Origin of the sequence: Ligilactobacillus aviarius, from assembly GCF_001654615.1 — a bacterium.
GTDB lineage: Bacteria > Bacillota > Bacilli > Lactobacillales > Lactobacillaceae > Ligilactobacillus > Ligilactobacillus aviarius_B.
On the sequence record NZ_LWUD01000051.1, the window covers coordinates 185,340 to 209,079 of the forward strand.

At 41.0% G+C, this 23,740-nt stretch carries 28 protein-coding genes; 2 read left to right on the forward strand and 26 right to left on the reverse strand.

Annotation, left to right across the window (positions count from 1 at the left end; translation table 11 throughout):
- Positions 1-69: 69 nt before the first annotated feature.
- The 11 genes from dltD to A3O17_RS07250 form a co-directional block, all read right to left on the reverse strand.
- A complete protein-coding gene (gene dltD, locus A3O17_RS07200) occupies positions 70-1,356 on the reverse strand; it encodes a D-alanyl-lipoteichoic acid biosynthesis protein DltD (protein WP_064213203.1) in 1,287 nt (428 codons plus the stop codon).
- Entirely contained in the window at positions 1,356-1,586 is a 231-nt protein-coding gene (dltC, locus tag A3O17_RS07205) for a D-alanine--poly(phosphoribitol) ligase subunit 2 (RefSeq protein WP_057906084.1), read from the reverse strand. Before dltC ends, dltD begins: the two co-directional genes overlap by 1 nt.
- Positions 1,587-1,614: 28 nt before the next feature.
- The gene (dltB, locus tag A3O17_RS07210; protein WP_064207708.1) at positions 1,615-2,814 is read right to left on the reverse strand and encodes a D-alanyl-lipoteichoic acid biosynthesis protein DltB; all 1,200 of its coding nucleotides are present in this window, start codon (positions 2,812-2,814) and stop codon (positions 1,615-1,617) included.
- Entirely contained in the window at positions 2,811-4,346 is a 1,536-nt protein-coding gene (gene dltA, locus A3O17_RS07215; RefSeq protein WP_064207709.1) for a D-alanine--poly(phosphoribitol) ligase subunit DltA, read from the reverse strand. The genes dltB and dltA overlap by 4 nt, the downstream gene beginning before the upstream one ends.
- A 17-nt stretch (positions 4,347-4,363) precedes the next feature.
- Complete coding sequence (locus A3O17_RS07220) at positions 4,364-4,513, reverse strand: teichoic acid D-Ala incorporation-associated protein DltX (RefSeq protein ID WP_057827902.1); 150 nt, start codon at positions 4,511-4,513, stop codon at positions 4,364-4,366.
- 85 nt (positions 4,514-4,598) lie between these two features.
- Positions 4,599-5,117 (reverse strand): adenine phosphoribosyltransferase, encoded by a 519-nt coding sequence (locus tag A3O17_RS07225; RefSeq protein ID WP_057827901.1) that lies wholly within the window; start codon positions 5,115-5,117, stop codon positions 4,599-4,601.
- 25 nt (positions 5,118-5,142) lie between these two features.
- On the reverse strand, positions 5,143-7,470 hold the full coding sequence (gene recJ / locus A3O17_RS07230; RefSeq protein WP_064213202.1) for a single-stranded-DNA-specific exonuclease RecJ: 2,328 nt from the start codon (positions 7,468-7,470) through the stop codon (positions 5,143-5,145).
- 3 nt (positions 7,471-7,473) lie between these two features.
- Entirely contained in the window at positions 7,474-7,758 is a 285-nt protein-coding gene (locus A3O17_RS07235; protein WP_057827900.1) for a lipopolysaccharide assembly protein LapA domain-containing protein, read from the reverse strand.
- 27 nt (positions 7,759-7,785) lie between these two features.
- The gene (locus A3O17_RS07240; protein ID WP_064213201.1) at positions 7,786-8,595 is read right to left on the reverse strand and encodes an SDR family NAD(P)-dependent oxidoreductase; all 810 of its coding nucleotides are present in this window, start codon (positions 8,593-8,595) and stop codon (positions 7,786-7,788) included.
- The gene (rnz, locus tag A3O17_RS07245) at positions 8,595-9,545 is read right to left on the reverse strand and encodes a ribonuclease Z (protein ID WP_064213200.1); all 951 of its coding nucleotides are present in this window, start codon (positions 9,543-9,545) and stop codon (positions 8,595-8,597) included. Before rnz ends, A3O17_RS07240 begins: the two co-directional genes overlap by 1 nt.
- A 122-nt stretch (positions 9,546-9,667) precedes the next feature.
- A complete protein-coding gene (locus tag A3O17_RS07250; protein WP_064213199.1) occupies positions 9,668-11,125 on the reverse strand; it encodes an NCS2 family permease in 1,458 nt (485 codons plus the stop codon).
- A gap of 129 nt (positions 11,126-11,254) precedes the next feature.
- Here A3O17_RS07250 and A3O17_RS07255 point away from each other — a divergent pair, with 129 nt between their 5' ends.
- The gene (locus tag A3O17_RS07255; protein ID WP_064213198.1) at positions 11,255-11,545 is read left to right on the forward strand and encodes a hypothetical protein; all 291 of its coding nucleotides are present in this window, start codon (positions 11,255-11,257) and stop codon (positions 11,543-11,545) included.
- A gap of 5 nt (positions 11,546-11,550) precedes the next feature.
- Here A3O17_RS07255 and obgE read toward each other — a convergent pair whose 3' ends face one another.
- The 3 genes from obgE to uvrC all read right to left on the reverse strand — a co-directional run bounded on the left by obgE (position 11,551) and on the right by uvrC (position 16,328).
- Entirely contained in the window at positions 11,551-12,864 is a 1,314-nt protein-coding gene (gene obgE / locus A3O17_RS07260; RefSeq protein WP_064213317.1) for a GTPase ObgE, read from the reverse strand.
- A 137-nt stretch (positions 12,865-13,001) separates the two neighbouring features.
- Entirely contained in the window at positions 13,002-14,450 is a 1,449-nt protein-coding gene (locus tag A3O17_RS07265; protein ID WP_064213197.1) for an amino acid permease, read from the reverse strand.
- Positions 14,451-14,513: 63 nt separating this feature from the next.
- Entirely contained in the window at positions 14,514-16,328 is a 1,815-nt protein-coding gene (gene uvrC / locus A3O17_RS07270; protein WP_064213196.1) for an excinuclease ABC subunit UvrC, read from the reverse strand.
- Between the two features lie 83 nt (positions 16,329-16,411).
- Between uvrC and A3O17_RS07935 the strand changes: the two genes are divergently transcribed.
- On the forward strand, positions 16,412-16,558 hold the full coding sequence (locus tag A3O17_RS07935; protein WP_180752379.1) for an SPJ_0845 family protein: 147 nt from the start codon (positions 16,412-16,414) through the stop codon (positions 16,556-16,558).
- Between the two features lie 55 nt (positions 16,559-16,613).
- Here A3O17_RS07935 and A3O17_RS07275 read toward each other — a convergent pair whose 3' ends face one another.
- The 12 genes from A3O17_RS07275 to rplT form a co-directional block, all read right to left on the reverse strand.
- Entirely contained in the window at positions 16,614-16,913 is a 300-nt protein-coding gene (locus A3O17_RS07275; protein WP_057828090.1) for a nucleoside triphosphate pyrophosphohydrolase family protein, read from the reverse strand.
- A 14-nt stretch (positions 16,914-16,927) separates the two neighbouring features.
- Positions 16,928-17,512, reverse strand: coding sequence for a ribosome biogenesis GTP-binding protein YihA/YsxC (yihA, locus tag A3O17_RS07280; protein ID WP_064207717.1), 585 nt, complete (start codon positions 17,510-17,512; stop codon positions 16,928-16,930).
- Between the two features lie 155 nt (positions 17,513-17,667).
- Entirely contained in the window at positions 17,668-17,850 is a 183-nt protein-coding gene (gene rpmF / locus A3O17_RS07820; protein WP_081035587.1) for a 50S ribosomal protein L32, read from the reverse strand.
- 65 nt (positions 17,851-17,915) lie between these two features.
- Positions 17,916-18,482, reverse strand: a complete 567-nt coding sequence (locus A3O17_RS07285) for a YceD family protein (RefSeq protein ID WP_064213195.1) — start codon at positions 18,480-18,482, stop codon at positions 17,916-17,918.
- Between the two features lie 62 nt (positions 18,483-18,544).
- Entirely contained in the window at positions 18,545-19,696 is a 1,152-nt protein-coding gene (locus tag A3O17_RS07290; RefSeq protein ID WP_064213194.1) for a nucleotidyltransferase, read from the reverse strand.
- A 3-nt stretch (positions 19,697-19,699) separates the two neighbouring features.
- Positions 19,700-20,056: a ribosome silencing factor gene (gene rsfS / locus A3O17_RS07295; protein ID WP_064207720.1), complete on the reverse strand. Its 357-nt coding sequence runs from the start codon at positions 20,054-20,056 to the stop codon at positions 19,700-19,702.
- A 15-nt stretch (positions 20,057-20,071) separates the two neighbouring features.
- Complete coding sequence (yqeK, locus tag A3O17_RS07300; RefSeq protein WP_225354661.1) at positions 20,072-20,674, reverse strand: bis(5'-nucleosyl)-tetraphosphatase (symmetrical) YqeK; 603 nt, start codon at positions 20,672-20,674, stop codon at positions 20,072-20,074.
- A complete protein-coding gene (locus A3O17_RS07305; protein ID WP_064207722.1) occupies positions 20,667-21,302 on the reverse strand; it encodes a nicotinate-nucleotide adenylyltransferase in 636 nt (211 codons plus the stop codon). Before A3O17_RS07305 ends, yqeK begins: the two co-directional genes overlap by 8 nt.
- A 15-nt stretch (positions 21,303-21,317) precedes the next feature.
- Positions 21,318-21,629: a ribosome assembly RNA-binding protein YhbY gene (gene yhbY / locus A3O17_RS07310; protein ID WP_057827888.1), complete on the reverse strand. Its 312-nt coding sequence runs from the start codon at positions 21,627-21,629 to the stop codon at positions 21,318-21,320.
- Positions 21,630-21,639: 10 nt separating this feature from the next.
- Complete coding sequence (yqeH, locus tag A3O17_RS07315) at positions 21,640-22,752, reverse strand: ribosome biogenesis GTPase YqeH (protein WP_064207723.1); 1,113 nt, start codon at positions 22,750-22,752, stop codon at positions 21,640-21,642.
- On the reverse strand, positions 22,745-23,278 hold the full coding sequence (locus A3O17_RS07320; protein ID WP_064207724.1) for a YqeG family HAD IIIA-type phosphatase: 534 nt from the start codon (positions 23,276-23,278) through the stop codon (positions 22,745-22,747). The genes yqeH and A3O17_RS07320 overlap by 8 nt, the downstream gene beginning before the upstream one ends.
- A 95-nt stretch (positions 23,279-23,373) precedes the next feature.
- On the reverse strand, positions 23,374-23,733 hold the full coding sequence (gene rplT, locus A3O17_RS07325) for a 50S ribosomal protein L20 (protein WP_057827885.1): 360 nt from the start codon (positions 23,731-23,733) through the stop codon (positions 23,374-23,376).
- Between the last annotated feature and the right edge of the window lie 7 nt (positions 23,734-23,740).

Consider the following 23,740-nt stretch of genomic DNA (forward strand, 5'->3'; position numbering starts at 1 on the left):
TTACCATTATTCTGATAGTTTCTATGTTATAAAAAATGAGGCTGTAACTCAAGTTACAGCCTCACCGTTTTAATTTGCTTGATGCGTTTGCAAATACTGTTTTAATTTCTTTCCTTGCATCATTTGCCAACTCTTATTGTAGAAATAGTTGTCAATATGATATTCCGGTGCCGGTTGATCATTTGATAAGAATGGATCAACTGCTTGGTCCATCTTCAACCATCCGCGCCATCCAAGGTGAATCGTATCTTGCATAAAGTATGGTTCCCTGCCATCGTTAGTTAAATCAACAATGTTATTGAACCCTTGTTTTTGCAATTGATACTTAATCTTTTGATTAAAGTCATTGATCATTGACATTCTTAATCCAGTATACTTTGCCCACCGTGCATTAATTGGCGGAATGACAAATAAAACATTGGTATGATCCTTTGCAAATTGATTTAAGACTAATTGGAAATCACCAAATTCAGGTGATGAAACATAGTCAAACTTTGCTTGTTCGCCATGTAATTTTGAAACTTGGCTCTTTAACCGATTATTCCAAAAGGCATTATCGACCCGGAATGGATTGTTTGTCGTATTCTTTGCACCTAATTGATAAGCAAGGGAATCCAACTTTTGATAGTTGTATTGCCGTGGCAACTTACTTGCTTCACGATCAATTTTGGCAACCCGATCGTTCATTCCAATCGTTGAGAACAATTGATCTTCGTGGATCAATTCATTGTACTTCAAATCTAAGTATACTTTTTCAGCCTTATTCAACTTTTGACCAGCTGCGACCTGTAATAAGCACTGTTCAATCATCTTATCAGAATGCGATGACGGCATATCAAGCAGGCGCCGTGCAGCATAACGATCCATCAAAGTATTTTTGGCTGTCTTCAACCATGTTACGGCTTGTAAATTTGAATAATACAATGCAAAGGCATTTTTGTTGATTCCACGTTTAACAAACCACTGTGGTGAAATAATAAAGACAACCTTCTTGCCCTTAAGCTGATTATTGATTCCTTGCATTCCCCAGAATTGAGATAAGGATTGCGAACCCGCAGCTCCTAAAAGGAATGGCCGGTAATTCCGGTCATACTTTTGAGCCAAAACTGACGGGTGCATCGGATCCATCCGTGATAATTCAGATGAACCCATGAACGGAACATAACCTTCTTCAAGCGCCTTTTGCTTAACAACCGTTCCCTTAAAAATATTGGTTGATTGGGAAACCGCTGCTTCACGAATCGTCTTCGAATTAAAGCTTCGGAAATTAAAAGGTGAAACTAAAATCGCAATTAAGATTACAGCTGCACAAACAACTGGTCCAAAGATCTCAAACAGTTTCTTTTTTAATTTCATTATTTCATGCTTTCAACTTTCGCAATAATTTTGTTTGGTGTATCCCATTCAGAACGGTCAAATTCTGAAACCGGAACATCAACGCCAAGTTGGTTTTGGAATTCAAGCAACAATTGAACTGTTCCCATTGAATCTAACAATCCTGTTTGGAAAATGTTAACATCTAAGTCTTTCTTAACTTCATCGCTACCTGTAATATCAGCTAAAATGTCTAAAATTTGATCTTTCATTATTAAAACCTCACTTTTTAAGTATTAATTAGTGTACAACAAACATTGTATTTAGGAATCCTGAGAAAATCAAGAGACTGAAGCACATCACGTTAAACGTTAAGAAAATCGCAAATGCTTCGGTAAACTTGTTGTGCGGGATCATCTTCCGGTGTTTCTCCTTGAACCGTTGCCATGCATCACAGATGATCATCGCAATTGCTTGGAATAACCCATATGCAATGTAGTACCATGTTTCACCATGCCAGAAGCCCATGATCAAGAACAATGTTAAGTAACCGATATTCGCCATCGCGATCCGGCTCTTTAACCATTTCTTCTTCATCATAAAGAAAACTAACCGCATGTAAATGTAGTCACGGAACCAGAATGAAAGGGTCATATGCCATCTATTCCAGAAGTCCTTTACGTTGTGTGAAATCCACGGTTTATTGAAGTTCATCGGGGTTTCAATTCCCATTACATAACTGGTTGCAACGGCAAACAGACTGTATCCGGCAAAGTCGAAGAACAAGTCCATCGCATAAACGTAACCATGTAAGAATACCCATACTGACCAACCGCCGTGAGCAATTGCCAATGCATCAACCTTTGGCATCAAGTATTGGCCAAAGAAGTATGCAATTACAAACTTATACAAGAAGCCAAGGAAAAGGTAGTGGACAGCTTTTTCCAGCATCTTCACGTATTTTTCCCGGTCAGGAACATTGTTATAATCCTTCTCAAACCGACGATAACGGTCAATCGGGCCAGATGAAATCGTTGGGAAGAAAATGATAAATTGTAATGTCGTCCATGGATGGAATTCTTTGATCATTCCATCCCGGATTTCCATGATCATCCCAACGACCCGGAACGTTAAGTAACTGATTCCAAGGAATCCAATAATCGATTCTTTGCCAAAGTCAAACAATGGCGTTAATTTAACGATCACTAACGGAACGATTGCGAGAATCACCGCTAAACAAAAGACCCATGATTTATTATGCTTCTGCCGATAATTGAAATACCATCCAATCAAAAGCAATTCAAAAATCACATAACCAATCAGCGCGATTCCTTGATGCCACTTAACTCCGCCAAACGTCAGAACTAAGAATGCAATTGAAATCAATGTTTCATAAGTTCTGAAACGCCGGCCATACAATAATCCAATCATAATTGGAAGCAATCCAATTACTAAGAGAATGAAATATTCAGGATTTTGATACGGTTGAATATTGATCATTCGTTATTAACCTCTTTCATTAATGATTTGCGGTCAATTTTTCCATTCGGAGTTAATGGTAATGAATCAACGTAAACAAAACGTTGCGGCATCATATAAGCCATCATGATTTCCTGAAGTTCTTTCTTAATTGCCTGAGTCAACTTGAACTCATCTTCGTAATCATTGTCTTCAGGAACAATGTAAGCAATTAATTGACTGACTTTGTGGTTTTTATCATACTTCGGAACGGTTGTTGCTTGCGAAATCAAGCTAACTTGACCTAAGTGGTGATCAACATCTTCCAATTCGATCCGGAAGCCGTGAACCTTAACTTGGAAGTCCATCCGTCCTTTATAAAGCAACTGGCCATTTTCATCAAATTGGCCTAAATCACCTGTCCGATATGCTGGAGTCCCTTCAATTTCCAAGAACGCCTTGGCTGTCTTTTCAGGGTTATTGATATATCCCTTTGAAACGCTCGGGCCAGCAATTACGATTTCACCTTCATCGTGATCGCCCACTTGGTGAACATCATCATCAACTAAAATGATTCGGGTGTCAGCTTTGGGAGTCCCAATTGGAAGCCGCTTATAATTTGCCAAAACTTCATCCGTAATTTCCACTTGGGTAACCGCAACGGTCGTTTCAGTCGGACCATACGTATTGAAGATCCGGGCATGTGGGAACCGTTTCTTTAAGTTGGCTGCTGTACTATGCGTTAACTCTTCCCCACAGAATAAGAAATGAGTTAATTCAGGCATATGCTTTTCATCAAATGTCGGTTGAAGCAAGCAAATATCCATAAATGACGGGGTTGAAACCCATTCATTGATATGAAGCTTCGGTAATACTTCAAACAATTCCTTAAAGTTATCGGTTGTCTTCTTTGGCAAAACTGCAAGTTTGCCACCCGCTGTCAACGTTGGATATAAGTCCATGACTGAAAGGTCAAACGAGTATGGTGCTTGTGAAAGGCAGATTCCATCGGCTTTGATTCCAAAGTCATCGGAATGCATCCAGTTAACATAACTCTTCAAATTATCGTGGCTAATTTGAACGCCCTTAGGTTTCCCTGTTGTTCCAGACGTAAAGATGATATAGAACGTATCATCCCCATCAACAAACGATGTTGAATTAATTTCATCTGAAAATTCACCGTGAGTATAAATATCATTTAACTCTGCCTTGGTGATTGATTTAACCGCCGGCATATCAGCTGGTAAATCTTCAACTTGAATATATAATGCCGGTTTCCCAATCTCATTGATTGATTCCAACCGTGATAACGATGAATTAACATCGACTGGAACATATGAATGACCTGATTTAACAACTCCTAAAAAAGCTGCGATCATTTCAAAAGTTTGTCCCCCAAATACTACAATCGGTGCTTTTGCTGGCAAATCCATTTTTAAAATATAGTCTGCAAGTGCATCCGAATACTTCTTCAGATCACCATAGGTATTTTCGGTCCCAAGGTAATCGTAAGCAACCTTATCTGGATGGCTAACTGCAAACTGGTCAATTTGAGCAATCAAATTTGCTTCCATCTCAACATCTCTCCTGTTTAAAATTCGTTATAAATAAAGTGTGGCTGTGTAAGTCCACTGTAACTGAACATGTATACTAGAGCAAACAAAACGACAAAGTAAAAGACAGTCCGTGCAATGAAACGGACCCAATCTTTTTGCCAGAATGCACGCAACTTCTCTTTCATCGCAATCCTCCTTGCTTCAACATTACCACGATTATATCCTAAATGATTTAAAAAATAAAGATATATCAATCAGGATAAATCAATTTTAATATTCCATTAAACTTAACATATCATAACCTTTAATTTTATCGCGGCCATGCAGATCCTTTAACTCAATAATGAATGCACACCCAACAACGATTCCGCCTAATTGTTCAACCAAGTCGATCGTTGCACTGATCGTTCCGCCAGTTGCCAAAAGATCATCGGTAACTAAAACCTTTTGCCCCGGCTTGATTGCATCCTTATGCATGTAAAGAGCTGATTTTCCATATTCAAGTGAATATTCAGCCTTAACAGTTTCCCGCGGTAATTTACCTTTTTTCCGGGCAGGCGCAAAGCCGACCCCTAATTCGAATGCAACCGGGCAACCAACGATGAATCCCCGGGCTTCAGGTCCAACAATCATTTCAACTCCTTTATCGCGAGCAAACTGAACGATTTGATCAGTTGCTTGGTGATAAGCTTCACCATCAGCCATCAATGGTGAAATGTCACGGAATAATACACCCTTTTCAGGATAATCTGGGATACTTGCCACATAATCATGTAAATCTAATGTCATTATGTTTCTCCTTAAATCAAAATACTTATATTGTTAAATTCAATCGCTTTAGCAAATCCGCCGTTTTTGAATTTAAAAATAATTGTTGTGCCTGTATTTCGGCAACGCGTGCTTGATAACGCTTTGTCTTGGTCAATTCAATTCGTTGATTGGATGGTGTTCCAGTTAACAGACCATTCTTAATTTTAACAAATTTAGCCTCAGAAAACACCTGAATCATGAAAACAAGTGATTCTTTGTCAAAATTCAAATAATTTGCTAACTTTTCTAAATCTTTTCTTAAATCAACATCGTGATGCGTACTTGTAAAACGATATAATTTTCCAAAATCCTGTCGCCTTGGCAATGGCTTGGAAGCAATATTATGTTGCGTATAACATTTTAATACAATCTGCTTGACTTGCAACCGGTCAACTAAACTTTCAAACGCTGAAATCGATGGTGGACAGTCAACGATGACTAATGTGTCACCCACGATCGGTGCCTGATCAGTTAACGAAATCAATTTAATGTTTGGGGCAACCTGGGTCGCAACCCGCTTCAGTAGTTTCATATCAAAAAAGCCGTATATCAATTCTGAATTAAATTTATTCGGCGAACTTGTAAAACGATGATCGATCACCTTTATTTTCGATTTGATTTCATTTTGAACTTCGGTCTTTAAATCACAAATTTGAATTTGGGGAGTCGTCCGGCCTTGCCACCGGTTCACCGTCAATTCCCCGGCAATCTCAATTCCATCAAGGGAATCAGCTTGTAATTGGTGAACTTCAGCTGCGGGAGCGTTAAATTTTACCCCAGCTAAGCTGCCATGACCGCTTTGAAAGTTAATCCGAAAATGCTGTCCTTGATCACCCATAACCTTGAATTGTGGATTTTGAATTCCGGTGATCTTAAACACCGGCCGCGGATTATCACATCCAAATGGAGCTAATAAATTCAATTCATTGATCAAATCAAGTGAAATTGAAGCAGCTGGAAGTTCTTCATTGATTTCAAGCACTGGGCGCTCATTGCCGTTAAAATGTTGATTTTCTGCTTCTTGATCGGCAATCACTTGAAAACCGGCGAGATTATTCGGTTTGATCGAAAGACCGCACGCTTGTGCATGGCCGCCGAAACTTTCAAACAGCTTCCGGTGCGGATCAAATGCATCAAAAAGACTAAAGCCCTCAACTGACCGGCCTGAGCCTTTATACAGATCGTCTTCAGTCAACGTTAAAACGATCGTCGGCCGCTTCGTTTCTTCCGTGATCCGACTTGCAACAATTCCAAGGACACCTTCATGCCAGTTTTGACCAGCAATCACATTTACTAAATGCGATTGCTCAGTCTGATTTAAAATCTGCTCAGCCTCCTTGGTGATGGTTGCAACCAAGTCTTGGCGCCGCTGATTTAAATCATGGGTATGTTGTGCTAATTGAGTAGCTTCACTTTCATCAAGCGTTGTCAGTAATTTTACCCCTTGCGCGGCATTTTCAAGTCTTCCAAGCGAATTAAGCCGGGGCGCAATGGTAAATCCAATCGTATCGCTGTCAACTTCATCCGGCTTGGTTTTCGTAACTTCAAGCAATGCGCTTAACCCCGGACGCATTGTTGTTTTCAGTTCTTCAATTCCAAATGAAACCAAATCCCGGTTTTCATCCGTCAGCGACATTACATCCGCAACCGTCCCAATTGCAACCAGGTCAAGCTCTTCTTGCGGAATATCATCAAGGAGGGCACACGCAACCTTGAACGCAACCCCAACGCCGGCAAGGCCTTTAAACGGGTAATTGCCCTTCGGATGCATTGGATGCACGATCGCATATGCCGGCGGAAGTTTTTCCGGCAATTCATGGTGATCCGTGATAATGACATCAATCCCCTTCTCCATCAAATACTGGACTTCATCATATCCCGAAACCCCATTATCAACGGTGATCAACAGTTGCATTCCCTGCGCTTCAAGATTTTGATATTCTGCTAAATTCGGGCCATACCCATCCTTAAACCGGTCCGGAACAAAGTAGTGCACATCCGCCCCCAACTGAAGCAGGGTTTCATACATTACAGCCGTACTGGTAATTCCGTCAGCATCATAGTCACCATAAATAAAAATTTTCTGGTTTTCAATAATCGCCTGTTGAATCCGATCGATTGCCTTTTCCATATCATAAAGCAAATACGGATCGTGAACATGCTGGCCCTGCGGCTCTAAAAAATCTTTAATTTGATTTGCGGTTTCCATTCCGCGCTGAGCTAAAATTTTAATCAGCAGCGGCGAATGATGCAAGGTTTGAGCAAGCTCATTGATTTGCTGATCATCAAGCTTGGAAGCCGCCATTTTCCAATCATAATTTGAAGTAATCAAGTCTTATTCCTCTTTGTTTTCTGACTTTCCTGCAACCTGTTCCTGTAAATCTTTTACTTGACTGTTCAAGTTCTTGATTTGCTTCTTGTGCTTAAATGATGAGGATACTGAGAACAGCATCGCAATAATCACTCCAATTAAAATTGAAATGATGATTAAAATCACAAGGGGAATTTTAACCTTGGCCACAAAAAAGTTTACTGAAACACTTTGCATATTTGAGATTGAAAAAATTGCCACAACTAACAGTAAGACAATAACTCCAATCAAACTTAATTTCTTTTTCAATCTAACCTCTCCTAAATATTAACCGACTTACTTTTGATTAAAGATCCCCGCTGCCAAAAAGTCGCCCAGTCGCGGAAACAAGGTATAACCAACATTTGCAATATTGAAGAAAAACGGAAGGTTAAGTTCCCGTTTCGCCGTTCCAATTGAATGAACGATCTTTTCGGCAACCAGTTCTGGATTTAAAACGATACCTTTGATTTTGTCCAAGTAATCGCCGCTTTCATCCGCCTTATCGAAAAATTGTGTTCGAATTGGCCCGGGATTAACCGTCATTACACTAATTCCAAGCGGCTTCAATTCAAGCCGTAAAGCATCAGAGTAACCTAAAACTGCGGCCTTCGTTGCCGAGTAAACGGATGATTTCGGGGTTGAAATCTTCCCCGCCATTGAAGCAATGTTAATGATTGCCCCGCGTTTGCGCGTTGCCATTTGTAAAGCGGTAAATTTCGATAAGTAAATCGTTCCTAAAACATTGACCCGGAACATTTTTTCAGCAACCTGCATGTCAAAATCAAGGGCATTTTGCATTAAGCCAAAGCCCGCATCGTTTACTAAAACATCAATTGGGCCAACTTCATTTTCAACCTGCTGAACGACCTTTTCAATTCGGTCTGGATCAGCCACATCCATTTGAACGGCATATGCCTTCTTGCCGCGAAATTCAGCACACGCTTTGGCAACTTCCTTTAACCGATCTAAATTGCGAGCGCAGGCAACCACGACGGCTCCTTTTTGGGCTAACTGGTAAGCAATTTGTTCGCCAAGCCCCGATGAAGCTCCGGTTACCAAAACGACCCGGTCCTCTAAATTTTTTAAATCACGATATCCACTCATTATTTTTCCCTTCTTTCTGGAAAAGGAACATTATACGTATCAAAGTCCCGGACAACCCGCGTATTCGGGAAAATCTCCCGGGCATCCGCCTGCAATTTCTTAACCATTGGTCCAACATACCGGGCTGAAATATGGGTCAATAACAACTTCTTAACGTGATCCCGCTGAGCAGTTTGAGCTGCTTGAATACATGTTGAATGGTAGTAATTGCGTGCAAGCTTTGCTTCGCCCTTTCCGAAAGTACTTTCATGAACAAGAACATCCGCATTAAGGGCTAACTTATCAATTCCAGCTGTTTTCCGGGTATCACCTAAGATTGCAACCGTCCGCCCCTTCTTTGGCGCACCAATAAAGTCTTTGCCATTTAACTGAGTCCCATCATCAAGCGTCACGATTTGGCCTGCTTTAATCTGACCGTAAATTGGACCTGGATGAACGCCAACTTCCTGTAATTTTTCAACCATTAATTCGCCTGGATAATCTTTTTCCTCGATCCGATAACCAACACATTTGATTCGATGATCAAGACCGGCATAAGAAACCTTAAACCGATCATTTTCGAAAAGGACGCCCTCTTCATCATCGAGTTCAACGTATTGGATTGGATATGCTAAATGGGTTTGCGAAACCCGCATTGAAGTTTCAACAAACTGTTTGATACCCCGCGGCCCGTAAATCGTCAGCGGAGTTACTGCTTCTGCTCCTTGAAATGAACGACTGCTTAAAAAACCTGGAAGACCGAAAATATGATCACCATGAAGATGGGTAATGAAAATCTTCGTCACTTTCCGGGGACGGATTGTCGTTCGTAAAATCTGATGTTGTGTTCCTTCGCCGACATCAAAAAGCCAAACTTCATTAATTTCATCAAGCAATTTCAACGCAAGTGCCGTCACGTTGCGGAATTTTGACGGTGATCCGGCACTGGTTCCTAAAAATTCAAGTTCCATGAAATCGACCCTATCTATTTTTTATTTCTCTCAAAAAATAATAGTCCACTATAATTAGTGAACTACTATACCATTATTAATTTTACTATCATTCAATCTAAAATACAAAATGCATTTTAAAGTTAAATAAATGCCAAAACAACAAAATTCAAAATAAACAGAATCGTGCAGATCACGAGCATTGGATGAATTTCGTTGAATTTCTTCTTGCAGATCTTAACTAACAAGTAGAAGATGAACCCGGCAGCGATTCCGTATGAGATGCTGTAACAAATCGCCATAAAGACGGATGCAAAGAATGCGGGGATCGCATCTTCAAGGTTTGACCAGTTAATATCTTTAAATGAACTCATCATCATGATTCCAACAATGATCAATGCTGGAGCCGTTGCTTGAGTTGGGATAATTGCGATTACCGGGGCCAATAAACTGCTTAAAGCAAACATTACGGCGGCCGTCAAACTTGTTAATCCGGTTCGACCGCCGGCACCGATCCCAGATGCACTTTCGACAAAGGTTGTAACATTTGATGTTCCGCAAATTGCAGCAACAATTGAGCCGGCAGCATCTGAGAATAATGACCGATCCATTTTTGATTTGAATCCCTTTCCGTTAAAGAATTCTTCTTCATCGGCTTGAGAGAAGATTCCTGACTTTTTCCCTGTTCCAATAAAGGTTCCAATCGTATCAAAGATATCGGTCAATGAGAACGCAAAAATTGTCATAATCGCTAACAACAAGCGTCCTGGATGGTCAAATAATGCCACCATTCCGTGCGGGCCAAACGCAGCTCCCATGGTTACCCCAAGCTCTTTAAATGATTCAGCTAATGACGGGGCATGGGCAAGACTTAAATGCGTAACCCCAAACGGAATCCCAATTAACGTCGTTAAAATAATTCCAATCAAAATTCCGCCGCGTACATTCTTGATCATTAAGAATGCCATGATCAATAACCCGATCAAAGCAACTAATGCCCCTGCCTGATTAAAGTTGATCAATGCCGGAGTAATTCCGCTTCCCGAAACAATTGATTGAATTCCGTGTGAAAAGTGAGTCGTTGCTTGATTGAATGGATGATTGTTAACTGTTAAAATATCGCTTGAATCAGTGGTAAACTTAAGAAAACCCGCATTTTTAATTCCGATATAGGCAACAAACATTCCAATCCCACCACTGATGGCGTGTTGCAAAACTTCAGGAATTGACTTGATGATCATCTTCCGAATCTTGGTCAACGTGATCGTAACGTTGATCACCCCGCAAAGAAAGACCAGTGCCAAGGCCTCCTGCCAACTAAAGCCAAGTTGTAAAACAACGGTATACGTAAAGAACGTTGCCAATCCCAATCCGGGAGCTTGAACGTATGGAACATTGGCAAACAAGGCCATGATCAAGGTACTAACAACTGACGCAATAATCGTTGCTAAAAAGATTCCTTGAGTCGGCATCCCGGTCTTGCCAAGGATGTTCGGGGCAACAAAAAGAATATACGACATTGCAAAAAAGGTGGTTAACCCTGCAGTAATTTCGGTTGAGACGCTTGTCTTATTTTCTTTTAGTTTAAAAAAGCGTGTCATCAATCAATCCCTCTTTCAAAATAAATTACCTGCATTATAGCAGAAATCATTCGGGGTTAAAAGATAATCATCAATAAAAAATTATTTTTAATTTAATAATTTATCTTATAACGAACAAAGGAGTTTAAAATGAGAATTCAAACATTTCGCGAGGCAACTCAAGGATTTAATCCTCAATACCAATGTTACTGGGAAAACGAGGCGCATGCAGTCGCAATTTCCGATTTTGATTTTGATAAGCAGACCAATGTTCTTTACCTTCTGCCCTATCATGATCATCCGCTTCAATTTAAAGCCCTGGAAGTGATTGCAAATGCCTTGAGTGCCGATGTTAAAATTCAGCTTAAAACAAAAAGCGGGAAAAAGTTCCCGCTCTTTGGCTTTCGGATCGTTGATCAATCCAAAATTCTATTTTCATAAATTTACTATGCATAAAATTCAAATACAAAGTCATCGATCCGGACAAGATCGCCATCTTTGGCTCCCCGTTCTCGAAGAGCATCATCAACGCCCATGCCCCGCAACTGCCGGGTAAACCGCAACAGACTTTCATCGTGATCCAAGTTCGTCATCTTAAAGAGCTTTTCAAGCTTATCACCTGAAAGAACCCAGGTTGCGTCCGGATCACGCGAAATTGTAAATGCAGGGGTATCCTCATCGTCATCAAACCGGTATTCAGACCGGTTAGCAGCCATTTCCTTTTCTGCTTTCGTTTCAAAGTGCGGCGTCTTGTCAAGTAAGTCCGCTGTTGCCTGCATCAGATCTTGCAATCCTTCATGGGTAATTGATGAAATTGCCATTACTTGCGGTGCTTGAGCTAACGGAGCGTAATCCTGTTCAATCTTGGCCTTAAACTTTGCTAAGTTTTCGGCTGCATCTGGCATATCCATTTTCGAACCAACGATAATTTGCGGCCGTTTTAACAAGTCTGGGTCATACTTCTTCAATTCATCATTGATCTTTAAAAAGTCTTCGTACGGATCCCGTTCTTCGACCCCTGACATATCGATCAGGTGCAAAATAACTCTTGTCCGTTCGACATGGCGCAAGAATTGAATTCCAAGGCCAATTCCTTGCGAAGCCCCTTCAATCAATCCTGGCAGGTCAGCCATTACAAAATCACGGCCATCATCAAGCTGAACCATTCCTAAGTTTGGAACCAACGTTGTGAAATGGTATTCAGCAATTTTGGGTTTTGCACTTGTAACCGTTGAAAGCAGCGTTGACTTTCCAACCGACGGGAAGCCTACCAACCCAACATCAGCCAAAACCTTTAATTCCAAATTCAAATTCCGTTCTTCACCCGGTTCACCATTTTCGGCAATTTCAGGAGCCGGATTTTTTGGACTGGCAAAATGGATATTGCCGCGGCCGCCACGACCACCGTGAGCAACGACCAATTCCTGATTGGCCTCCGTTAAATCGCCTAATACTTCGCCGGTATCGGCATCCGTAACCGTTGTTCCTTCAGGGACATCAATATACAAGTTTTCAGCTGCCCGACCGTATTTTCCCTTGATCATCCCGTTTTGACCAGCCTTCGCTTTGAAGATCCGGTGATAACGAAAATCCATCAAAGTCCGCAGCCCCTTATTGACCTTTAAAATAATACTTCCGCCGTGACCACCGTCACCGCCGGCCGGACCCCCATTTGGAACATATTTTTCACGCCGAAAAGCAACCATTCCGTCGCCGCCTTTTCCGGCTTTAACTTGAATTTTAATTTGATCAACAAACATTGACATTGTCTTTTTGTTCCTCTTTCTACAATTTATTTAATCGATCCAGTCTCTAACTGGCATATTTTACTCGCTATAACTATATCAAGTTTTGATTAAAAATAAAAGCACGACCGGTTCGCCGTGCTTCATTGATTTTAATCGTTAATTTTATTTGTCCGTCTTGCAATTGCTGGAAGGATCAATCCTAACGCAATCAAAATGATTGGGGTAACAACGTTCATTGCAATTTGGAACCACCATGAACTTGTTCCGAATGCAGCCATGTTAGCCTTTGGAACCATTCCCATGATACATGCAAACGCAGTAAAGACAAACGTCCAAATTCCAAATGCGTAACCAACTGGTTTACTCTTCACGAAGACATAGTCTGACTTGTACTTGTCCATGTACTTAACAAGCATAATGTATGCTAAGAATACCCAAAGGTAACGCATTGGCATACAAATTGAATTCAAGTTCAAAAGCCAGTTGTACAAGTTTGACATTCCCTTAATTCCAAGGGCTGGAACAATGATCAAAATTGAAACTAAAACCGTAACCATCTTGTAACCGTTAATAAAGACGCCGTGCTTGTTCTTCTTTAAAAGAACCTTTGGAATGAAGCGTTCATCGGCTTCATCCAACAACATCCGTAACGGCGCATCAATTGAAACTGCCAAAGCGGTTGCTGAACCTAATGTATTGGTAATTGCAAAGATCCACATGAAGAGATCGCCAACATGGTAATACCGGCCAAGAATTTGGAATGCTTCATATGCCCCGTTTGACATCAAGTCATTTGGAATGTGGTGCGCGTTAATTACGATTCCCATTCCGATTGATCCTAAAATTGCTGATAAGGCAACGATGATTGCTAACACAAGCATGCCCTTTGGAAATTCACGGGATGCGTTGTGCGTCTTGTTAACGTATGGTGAAATTTTTTCACAACCACCAACTGCAAAAATCAACATTGAAAGGGTCGTTAGGTATTGGAAACTGAATTTTGGCACATAATCATGCAAGCTGCCCATATTAGGCGTTGCAATGTGCGTATGCAGAATAAACGGCGCACTGATTCCGAGAATAATGAACAGGAATGACATAATCAACAGCAAGATTCCCGCAATGTTCCCTAATTTCTTCAGCGCATTCAATCCTTTAGTTGCAAGCCATACAAATCCTAAGAAGAGAACTAAACTAAGCAATTGAACAACAATCGGCTTGGTATCATTAACAAAGGTCCCATTGCCGCGGAAAAGCCAGCTTAAACTGATCATAATAATTTGTGGTTTTTGAGCTAAATACGGAACGTGAACGACCCAGTAAGTCCAAGCAGCTAAGTAAGCCCACTTACTTCCGAGTAATTCGTTGATCCATGAACTGACCCCTGCTCCTGAATTCTGAAATGCTGATCCTAACTGCCCAACCATTAAGGTATATGGGATAAAGTAAAGGAACATAATCAAAATCCATGAGAAGACAACGGTTAGTCCTTGATTAGCAAAGTTATTGACGACATTTGTGAATCCCCAAACGACGGTAAATGCCAGTAAGGCAATGTTATACCAGCGCAGTTTTGAGGACTGACTTGTATTTTCCAATGAAATTCACTCCGTCCATTGATTAGTTATCAAAATTAACGGTTAAAATTGTAGCATACATTTTTAATTTTTTCTAATCAATCTTGTATCCTGCCGGCCTTCTTCAATCGAACCCGCACTTAAATGAATCGTTTGCGCAACCTTCTTCGAAATTCCCAGTTTTTGAATTTCTTCAACCGATGCTTCAGTAATTTTCTTAATTGAATGAAAATTCCGCAAAAGTTTGGTTCGCGTTTTCGGGCCTACGCCTGGAATTTGTTCAAGCCGGGATGACAATGAATTCTTTGAATGTAACTGCCGGTGATAAGTAATCGCAAACCGGTGGACTTCATCTTGGATTCGTTGCAACAAATAAAAACCTTGACTTTTCGGATCGAGTTCTAGTTTGATTCCGTTCTGGTTCATTAAATCCGCTGTTTTGTGATGATCATTTTTAACCATTCCCGCAACCGGAATATCAATTCCCAGTTGATTGTGCAAAACATCGACCGCAGCGTCAATTTGGATCTCTGCCCCATCCATTAAAATCAAGTCTGGAAGTTGGGCGTGCTCCTTGAGCAACCGGCTGTACCGGCGATAAATAACCTCTCGGGTACTTGCCGCTTCATCCGCATGATCAACCGTCTTCAACTTATATTTGCGATACTCATTTTTATTTGGCTGACCGTCAATGAAACATACCATTGCGGAAACCAGGTCCTGGCCCTGAATATGTGAATGGTCAAATGCTTCGATTCGGTGACCGTGCGGCAACTTGAGCGCATCCATAATTTCATTCATGGCGCCGGTTGTTTTCCGGTTATCAAGTTCAAGCAACCGGAACTTTTCTTCAAGGACAAGGCGGGAATTCTTTTGGGCCATTTTTAATAAGTCGCGTTTCTGTCCCCGTTGCGGTGTCCGGACTGGAATCCCTAAAATATCACTTAAAATCTGATGGTCGATATTTTGCGGAACAAGAACTTCATGCGGTTTAACAACGTTTTTCTGATTGTAATATTGCAGAATAAATGAAGTAAACTCGGCTTCAGGTTCATCAATACATGGGAAAAGCCGTTTGACCCGCTTCATTAACCGGGCCTGGCGAATACAAAAGACTTGAATTGAGATCCAGCCTTTATCCATGTAATACGCAAAAATATCGCGGGTTGTATAATCATTTGAAATAATTTTCTGTTTTTCAACGGTCATTGCAATATAGCGGATCTGATCGCGATATTCCGCCGCCCGTTCAAATTCCATTTTAGCCGAAGCCTCTTCCATCTTTCGTTTCAATTCGTTCTTGATTAGGGCAACATTGCCGTTTAAAAATGACTTGATCTTCTCAATTTGAGCGTCATATTTTTCCTTAGGAACTTCTTTGAAACATGCTCCTAAACACTGGCCCATATGATAATACAAACACGGCCGTTTCTGCGGGCCGTTACATCTTCGAAGCGGATATACCTTTTGAAGAAGCTGCAACGTTTCTTGAGCAGCGTAAACATTTGGATATGGTCCAAAATAGTACCCGCCATCTTTTTTGATCTTACTTACAAGCTTCAACTGCGGATCGCGTTCATTCGTAATTTTGATGTATGGATAGCCCGTTCCACGTTTTAATTTTGTATTGTAATACGGCTGATGCTTTTGAATCAGCGTAATTTCCAACAAGAAAGCTTCCTTATCGGTTGACGTGATGATCGTTTCAAAATCCCGAATTTCCGCAACGAGTTGGGCCCGCTTTCCGACCTGCTTGCTTTTGAAATATGACCGCACCCGGTTCTTCAAATTTTTGGCCTTTCCAACGTAGATAATATGACCGTTAACATCTTTCATCAGGTAACATCCCGGTAGATCCGGAAGTAATTTTAATTTTCGTTCAATGTGTTCCGTTGCCATTTTGATGGTCCCCCTTTCTTAGAATTGAAAACTTAAATAAAAACTGGTACGCTAAAAGAAAAATAGCAGAAGGAAGTCGAATTATGAGTTTAAAGATCAACCGGCAAACAAACCTTGAAAAATTATTTGATGAATTTGCAATCGACCCGACTAACACATCAAATAATAAACCAAAGGATCCCGAAAAGGACTCCTCAAAGAAAATCGATTCCCAAAAGAAAGAAAAATAATATTTAAATGAGGCTGCGATTCAATCACAGCCTCATTTTTTCCTCTCGCATTTCACTAATTTTCGCTCTTAAATCCATTTGGATAACGTTTATTCAACGTTTCAATGTTTTCCTTCGCAACTTCATCAAACGGAATTCCTGCCCATTCAGCAATTTGAGACAAGTACCAAAGAACGTCTCCCATTTCATGAGTTAATTGCTTTTTATCTAATTTTTGGCCTTTAAACGTATACGCCTTTACAAGATCGATCACCTGGCCGCTTTCACCTGCTAACCCTAACGCACAATTGGTTAAAACCTGTTCTGTTCCGTAAAGGGTCCGGTTTGCTGCTTCTTGATACTCATTAAATTCCATTTGATTTTCCTTCCTTACATCGTATGCTTTTCGATCCAATCCCAAACCTCTTCCTTGCCGTAACGGGTTTGAGATGAGAATAATTGTAATTGGTCATCGCCACTTAAATGCAATCCCTTGCGAATTTGACTTTCAGCTTTATTCCATTTGCTTTTTGGAACCTTATCGATTTTGGTTCCAACGACCAATAACGGCAATTCATAGTAATGAATAAAGTTGACCATTTGCTGATCAAGTTTCGTTGGCGCATGCCGCGCATCAACAAGGGAAACAACGCCGCATGTTTCTTCGCGTTGGGCAAAATAGGTTTCAATCATTTCAGCCCACTTTTCACGGTTCTTTTGTGAAACCTTGGCGTATCCGTATCCCGGAACATCAACAAAATACATTGCATCTTCGATCCGGTAGAAATTCAACGTTTGTGTTTTCCCAGGCTGGCTTGACGTATGGGCGAGCTTCTTCCGATTGATCAACGTATTGATCAACGATGATTTGCCGACATTTGACCGGCCGGTTAACGTGATTTCCGGTAATCCATCTTTTGGATATTGATCTGGGCGAACTGCACTGATCGTGAGTTCAACGTTATGCACATCCATGTGTTAATTCCTTTCTTCTGATAATATCTGTTTTCCATTCTAGCATAGGAATTTAATCAATGGTAAAAAAATAGCACTTCAGTTCACACTGATGTGCCGCAAAAAGATTGAGGGCCATGGTCCCATCGATCTTTTTATTCTTCAATTTTAAAAAATTAGTTGTTCTTTACTTTAACAACTTCGCGATCACCATAGTAACCACAACTTGGGCATACACGGTGTGAACGACGTAATTCACCACAATTTGGGCATGCGCTCATACCAGGTACTGACAATTTGTAGTTTGTCCGACGTAATCTCTTACGTGTCTTTGATGTTTTACGTGCTGGTACTGCCATTGAGAGCCACCTCCTTCAAAATAATCGACAAGAATAATTATACTTGCAAATCTTAAATTTGACAACTACTCATCCGAATTCTTCTGATCGTCGTTTTTGAAAAAATCTTTTAATTTTGCCATCCGCGGATCAATTTGATCTTTTCGGTGAGCGTTATTTTTCAACTGATCTTCAGTCAAAACACCCCAGCTCTTCCCTTGCGGCATCTCGCTGAATTCTGCATGTTGTTCTTTTTCACTCAGAACTTGCATTGGAATTTGAACAAGAATATTGTCAATAATCACATCTTCAAGTGCTAGCACATCATTTTCAAGCACAATTACCACGTCTAAGTCATCAAATTGCGATAGATCATTTTGATGATGGCTGACATAGTATTCTGAAAAGTCAAAGTCGAGTGGAATTGTTACCGGTTCAAACGTCCGGGTTGATGGAACCTGAATTTTAGTTTTCACATTAAAACTTCCTAAAATTCCCCGTTGATCAACCGTAAAGACCCCTTCAACTTGGACCGGAGCAGCTGAAATCAAATCATTTCGGCGTTTCTTTAATGCTGCTTCCAAATCAAGGGTTGTATCAAACTCAATGGGCGTTTCCTTTGCCTGACGCAATTCGTTTAATGACCACTTCATTTTCTTGCCTCCTAATGCAACACGTCGATTATACTTGGAATCCAAATCACTGTCAAGCTGATTTACTTGACAGTCATAATCGGAGCATGTTTTAAATCCTGTTCATTCCCGCACACTGCCTGGTAAACCTTTCCGGCACGGTAATCAATTCTTAAAATTCCCTTCTTCTCGTCTTGAGAAACGTTTGTAATAATTGGATGATCGCAACTCTTTTTAGCAGCGTGTAAAACTGCCTGTCCCTTCTTGGAAAACCCTAGTACCCGCAAATATGGCTGGGCTTCAAATGAAGCAACATCGTCCCAGGTAATGTGCAGCAGCGTCATCGTTGCCAGCCGGCTTAACCTGGTGTATGTGAACCGTTTACTTTTAGCCGCTTTGATCCATGAATCAAAGTCCTCAGCAAATTCACTTCGCTGAGCCATCGCAATCATCCGATATTGAATTCCTTCAGCCATTCCGTAAATTTTTTCCAATTCTTGCGGTAAATGGGTCAATAATTCCATCTTAAGATGAATCCAAAAATCATCCCATGATACTAATGGCTGGTTTTTTAAATCTTGAGCGGTTTGGTGTGGCACAAATTTTTCAAAATCTTGATTTTGATGATGTAAGGCTTCGCGAATCGCCGATGCACTCGCAATCGTTCCCGCATCGTTCAATTCAATATCGTGGTAATTGGCATTTTTCCGTTGAATCGGATGAAGGGTAATGTTAGCCTTCAGCTTCAAATTGGCCTTCGCATATGCCAATCCCAACAAGTCATTCGGCTGATCGACTTGATGACCAACCTTTTCGGTAATTACCTGTTGATAAGTCTTCGCAAACGACTCATGGTACTTGTTAAAGTTTCCGGTAATTTCCATTGCTTTTTGGGCATCATGCATAAAGTCAAACGTGGCATGCTCCGCACCGAAAAACAAGTCCGTCACGCCCATCTGAGCAAGCGTCCACACCCCATAATATGCAAACCGGTCTGCAGGTTGAACGGCCGCCATTAACGGTAATTCCATTACTAAATCTGCGCCATTCGACAAACATTCAGCCGCCCGGTGCCACTTATCAATGATTGCCGGTTCCCCGCGTTGTAAAAAATTTCCGCTCATTGCAATTACTAACGGGGCATCCGGAAATTGCTTTTTAACCTGCTGGATCTGATAAAGGTGGCCGTTATGAAACGGATTATACTCAGTAATTATTCCTATGATTCGTTGCATTGACTACTTGATCCATGCTGAAATATCAACGTCATCGGCATCTGCCCATAACTTTTCAAGGTTATAGAATTTCCGGGTTTCAGCTTTAAATACGTGGGCAACAACATCGCCAAGGTCGATCAAAATCCAGTTCGCACCGCTCTTTCCTTCAACATCAAGCACATCATAGCCTTTTTCTTCGGCTTGTTCTTCAATATTTTCGGCGATCGCCTTTACTTGCCGGTCTGAGTCAGCTTGCATGATTACAAAATAATCCGCTAATAAACTGATATTTTGAACATCTAATGCAATAATGTCTTCTGCCCGCTTATTGTCGGCCGCTTCAACAACTGTTTTTAATAATTCTTTACTTTCATTCATTTAAATTCCACCTCTTCATCGATTTTCAGCGTTCCACTGGTTATACGTTAAAATTGCAGCCGGATAAATCTTTTGATTATTTTCTAACAAATACTGCAACGTATGCTGGGTTTCATAACGCACCCCATCATCCAAATCAGCAAACGCTACTTCGCGTGCATAATTTGCTCCTGGAAAATCACGTTCGGGTTCAACGTAATCGGCAACGTAAACGATCTTATCAAGCGTTGTCATTTGAACCGCACCAATCGTATGGCGCCGCACCGCATTTAAGATCTCTTCATCCGTAATTTTTAGCTCATCCTGAATGATTTCAGCACCAACTTCACCGTGCCAAATGAAATTACCCCAGTTTAATAAATCTGGGTCCATCTTTTTGGCAATGATCACCCGTTTGAATTCTTCCGCTGAGCGTTCCTTGGCATAATCATGAATCAGCCCGGCAACCGCCGCCTTTTCAACGTCTTCATGGTTTAGTTTTGCAAGCTGGATTGCCGTTTGTTCGACCCGTAAACAATGTTCAAACCGCGATTGCTTATTTAACGAGTCTTTTAGTTTCTGAACTAATTCGGAACGCGAACCAGGATAATAATGTTTTTGATACTCAATTTCAGTCACGATATAGGTTCTCCTCGTTAATGTACTGTTCAACTGCATCCGGAACAAGATACTTGATTGAACATCCGTTTTTAATCTTTTGCCGAATCAACGTTGAACTGATCTCTGTTTCCGGAACATCGACCCACAGAATTGGATATTGACTGCGTTTATGAAATCCTGGACGACCAACGCCGACAAACTGAACAAGTTTGACCAGCTCGTCAATTTCCCGCCATTTCGGTAAATATTCTACCATATCGCCGCCAATTATAAAGTAATATTGATTTTCAGGATGTTGCTGCGTCAGGGCTTTCATCGTGTCAATGCTATAACTGACCCCGCCGCGCTTGACCTCATAATCTTCAATTCCAAATTTGGGATTATCATCAACACATAAATGCAACATCTTAAGCCGATGGCGGGCATCAATCGCATCCTTATGGTCAACGTGCGGCGGAATGCTATCCGGCATGAATAACACCTGATCAAGTCCCAACTGACTTTGAACCTGATCAGCAATCATTAAATGGCCTAAATGCGGCGGATTAAACGTTCCGCCTAAAATCCCAACTCTTTTTTGCGGGGCATCGAATTCAACCTTGCTAAAAACTTGAACTTCAGGCGTGATCACCCGTTGTTTCTCCATTCCAAAGCACCCTTTCTAAATCCGCGCAACTTCTTCGGAATAGTGACGATGCTCTGGTTTTTGAGCGCGTTTAAATAAAACAAGGGTATGCCCAATGACTTGAACTACCTGAATATCAGAATTTTGTTCAATGTATTCCTGAACTTCATCAGTTTCTAACAATGAATTATTTAAAATGTTAACTTTGATCAATTCTCGCTTTTCGAGAGCATTTTTAACCTGTTTAAGCCATTCTTTATCAATTCCGTCCTTTCCGATTTGGAAAAGCGGCCGCATTGAATGGGCTTGACTTCTTAAATACCGTTTTTGTTTTCCACGTAATTTCATTTTTTCACCTCTAAATCATTGCTTTGCGAATCGTGACGCCAACTCCATCTGGGGCCCAGCCGGCAATAATACTGTTCTTCGGCACCGTAACCCAACCAAGGCCAGCAAAAACAAGGTCGCTTTTTTCCGTTGTCTTAAATTCATACCGAACAAGTTTCGGGAAAGTCGTTTCCAACTCTTTCTTAGTTGGCGGTTGCAATATCTCACCAGCATGGTTGGCATAAAACTGATCAGCGTTGGTCAATTTTGTCCGGTGCACCTTTAAATTATTGTCAAGGTAAATCGCAATTCCATTTCGTTCTTTAGGTCCTTTAATAAAATCAAACCGTGCTAAAGCACTCAAAAAGAGGGTTTGCCCTGCTTGCAATTGATATGTCTTCGGCTTGATTTCCTTTTGCGGCGTCGCAAGTCTTAATTCCTTTGGTGAAAGGTAGTGCGCCATTTGATTCCGGTGAATAATCCCTGGGGTATCAATTAAGAAATGCCCATCATCCAATGGAATTTCAATTCGATCCAAGGTTGTTCCTGGGAACTTCGACGTGGTGATCAATTCCTGAACCCCCGTTAACTGGCTGATGATTCGATTGATCAACGTTGACTTTCCAACATTCGTAACCCCAACGATATAAACATCACGGCCTTCACGGTATTTTTCAATCGCAGCCAATAATTCGTCAACTTGACCGCCCTTCTTGGCACTCGTCAAGAAAACATCAATTGGACGCAATCCTGCCTTGTTGGCTGATTGCCGCATCCAATCCTTGATTTTTGAACGCTTTAATGACCGCGGAAGCAGATCTTCCTTATTTCCAACCAGTAAAATTGGATTATTGCCGACAAACCGTTGCAATCCCGGAATCAATGAGCCAGTAAAGTCAAAGATATCGATCACGTTAACGATCAATGCTTCCTTATCGCTTAATTGATTCAAGAAACGTAAAAAGTCATCATCACTATAATCAACATCCGCAATTTCATTATAGTGTCTCAGCCGGAAACAGCGTTGGCAATACACCTCATCTTTTTGTTTGTTTAACGCAGATTGCGGTGTATATCCAGCCTTATCCGGATCAGTCGTTTGAATCACCGCACCGCATCCAATGCATCTTAATTCATCAGTCATCGAGATGGTTCCTCCATTGAATTTCAAAATTTTCTTTTTTCGCTAATTGAGCTTGAATTTTGCGTTCCATTAACCGGTTGATTCGGGTATTCCAAGCATCCGTTTGCATTAACGGCTTAACTAAAATACTGCGAATGTTCATCCGGTTAGCTGCCAGAACATCCGTCAGCATTTGATCGCCAACCATCACCACTTCATCTGGTTGAAGCTGATATTCCTTAAGCGCCTTTTTGATTCCCGTTTTAAATGGCTTTAATGCCCGGGCAACAAACGGTAAATCAAAGCGTTGAACTGCTTTTTCCACCCGTTCATGGTTATTATTTGAAACTACGATCACCGGGATTTGATTAGCTGCCATTTGTTGCAACCATTGATGCAGCTCACGCGTCCCGCTCGGATTATTCCACGCAATCAACGTATTATCCAAATCCGTTAAAATTGCTTTAATGCCATTTGCTTTAAGTTCATCTGGCGTAAGATTATAAATCGATTCGATCATCCATGTAGGTTTAAATTGATTTAACATTCAACCGCTCCTATTTTTAATAATTCGATATTAAAAATTATAAAATAACAAAGAGGCTGCGACAAGCGTCACAGCCTCTATCATTTAAAGATCAATTATTTTGCTAAAGCTTTCTTAGCTTCGTCAACAAGTGCCTTGAATGCATCTGCATCGCTAACGGCTAAGTCAGCAAGCATCTTGCGGTTAACTTCGATTTCAGCTAACTTCAAACCGTGCATTAACTTGCTGTAGCTGATGCCGTTCATCCGGGCTGCAGCATTGATCCGTGCGATCCATAATTTACGGAAGTTTGATTTTGTCTTCCGACGATCACGGAATGCATATTGGTATGACTTCATTACTTGTTGCTTAGCAACTTTGAATTGAATGTGCTTTGAACCGCGGTAACCCTTGGCTAATTTGATCATTTTTTTACGACGTTGGCGTGTAACTGTTCCACCTTTAACACGTGGCATGAAAATT

Coding starts and splice junctions, on each gene's coding strand:
- rplT (WP_057827885.1), bottom strand. CDS start 23,733: ATGCCACGTGTTAAAGGTGGAACAGTTACACGCCAACGTCGTAAAAAA.
- A3O17_RS07250 (WP_064213199.1), bottom strand. CDS start 11,125: ATGACACGCTTTTTTAAACTAAAAGAAAATAAGACAAGCGTCTCAACC.
- rpmF (WP_081035587.1), bottom strand. CDS start 17,850: ATGGCAGTACCAGCACGTAAAACATCAAAGACACGTAAGAGATTACGT.
- rsfS (WP_064207720.1), bottom strand. CDS start 20,056: ATGAATGAAAGTAAAGAATTATTAAAAACAGTTGTTGAAGCGGCCGAC.
- rnz (WP_064213200.1), bottom strand. CDS start 9,545: ATGGAACTTGAATTTTTAGGAACCAGTGCCGGATCACCGTCAAAATTC.
- obgE (WP_064213317.1), bottom strand. CDS start 12,864: ATGTTTGTTGATCAAATTAAAATTCAAGTTAAAGCCGGAAAAGGCGGC.
- yqeH (WP_064207723.1), bottom strand. CDS start 22,752: ATGACTGATGAATTAAGATGCATTGGATGCGGTGCGGTGATTCAAACG.
- dltB (WP_064207708.1), bottom strand. CDS start 2,814: ATGATCAATATTCAACCGTATCAAAATCCTGAATATTTCATTCTCTTA.
- uvrC (WP_064213196.1), bottom strand. CDS start 16,328: ATGGCAACGGAACACATTGAACGAAAATTAAAATTACTTCCGGATCTA.
- dltC (WP_057906084.1), bottom strand. CDS start 1,586: ATGAAAGATCAAATTTTAGACATTTTAGCTGATATTACAGGTAGCGAT.
- A3O17_RS07320 (WP_064207724.1), bottom strand. CDS start 23,278: ATGTTAAATCAATTTAAACCTACATGGATGATCGAATCGATTTATAAT.
- dltA (WP_064207709.1), bottom strand. CDS start 4,346: ATGGAAGCAAATTTGATTGCTCAAATTGACCAGTTTGCAGTTAGCCAT.
- A3O17_RS07935 (WP_180752379.1), top strand. CDS start 16,412: ATGAGTTTAAAGATCAACCGGCAAACAAACCTTGAAAAATTATTTGAT.
- A3O17_RS07305 (WP_064207722.1), bottom strand. CDS start 21,302: ATGGAGAAACAACGGGTGATCACGCCTGAAGTTCAAGTTTTTAGCAAG.
- A3O17_RS07225 (WP_057827901.1), bottom strand. CDS start 5,117: ATGACATTAGATTTACATGATTATGTGGCAAGTATCCCAGATTATCCT.
- dltD (WP_064213203.1), bottom strand. CDS start 1,356: ATGAAATTAAAAAAGAAACTGTTTGAGATCTTTGGACCAGTTGTTTGT.
- A3O17_RS07240 (WP_064213201.1), bottom strand. CDS start 8,595: ATGAGTGGATATCGTGATTTAAAAAATTTAGAGGACCGGGTCGTTTTG.
- A3O17_RS07275 (WP_057828090.1), bottom strand. CDS start 16,913: ATGGAATTTAATGAGTATCAAGAAGCAGCAAACCGGACCCTTTACGGA.
- A3O17_RS07285 (WP_064213195.1), bottom strand. CDS start 18,482: ATGAAGTGGTCATTAAACGAATTGCGTCAGGCAAAGGAAACGCCCATT.
- yihA (WP_064207717.1), bottom strand. CDS start 17,512: ATGGATGTGCATAACGTTGAACTCACGATCAGTGCAGTTCGCCCAGAT.
- yhbY (WP_057827888.1), bottom strand. CDS start 21,629: ATGAAATTACGTGGAAAACAAAAACGGTATTTAAGAAGTCAAGCCCAT.
- A3O17_RS07220 (WP_057827902.1), bottom strand. CDS start 4,513: ATGAAAGAGAAGTTGCGTGCATTCTGGCAAAAAGATTGGGTCCGTTTC.
- A3O17_RS07255 (WP_064213198.1), top strand. CDS start 11,255: ATGAGAATTCAAACATTTCGCGAGGCAACTCAAGGATTTAATCCTCAA.
- A3O17_RS07290 (WP_064213194.1), bottom strand. CDS start 19,696: ATGCAACGAATCATAGGAATAATTACTGAGTATAATCCGTTTCATAAC.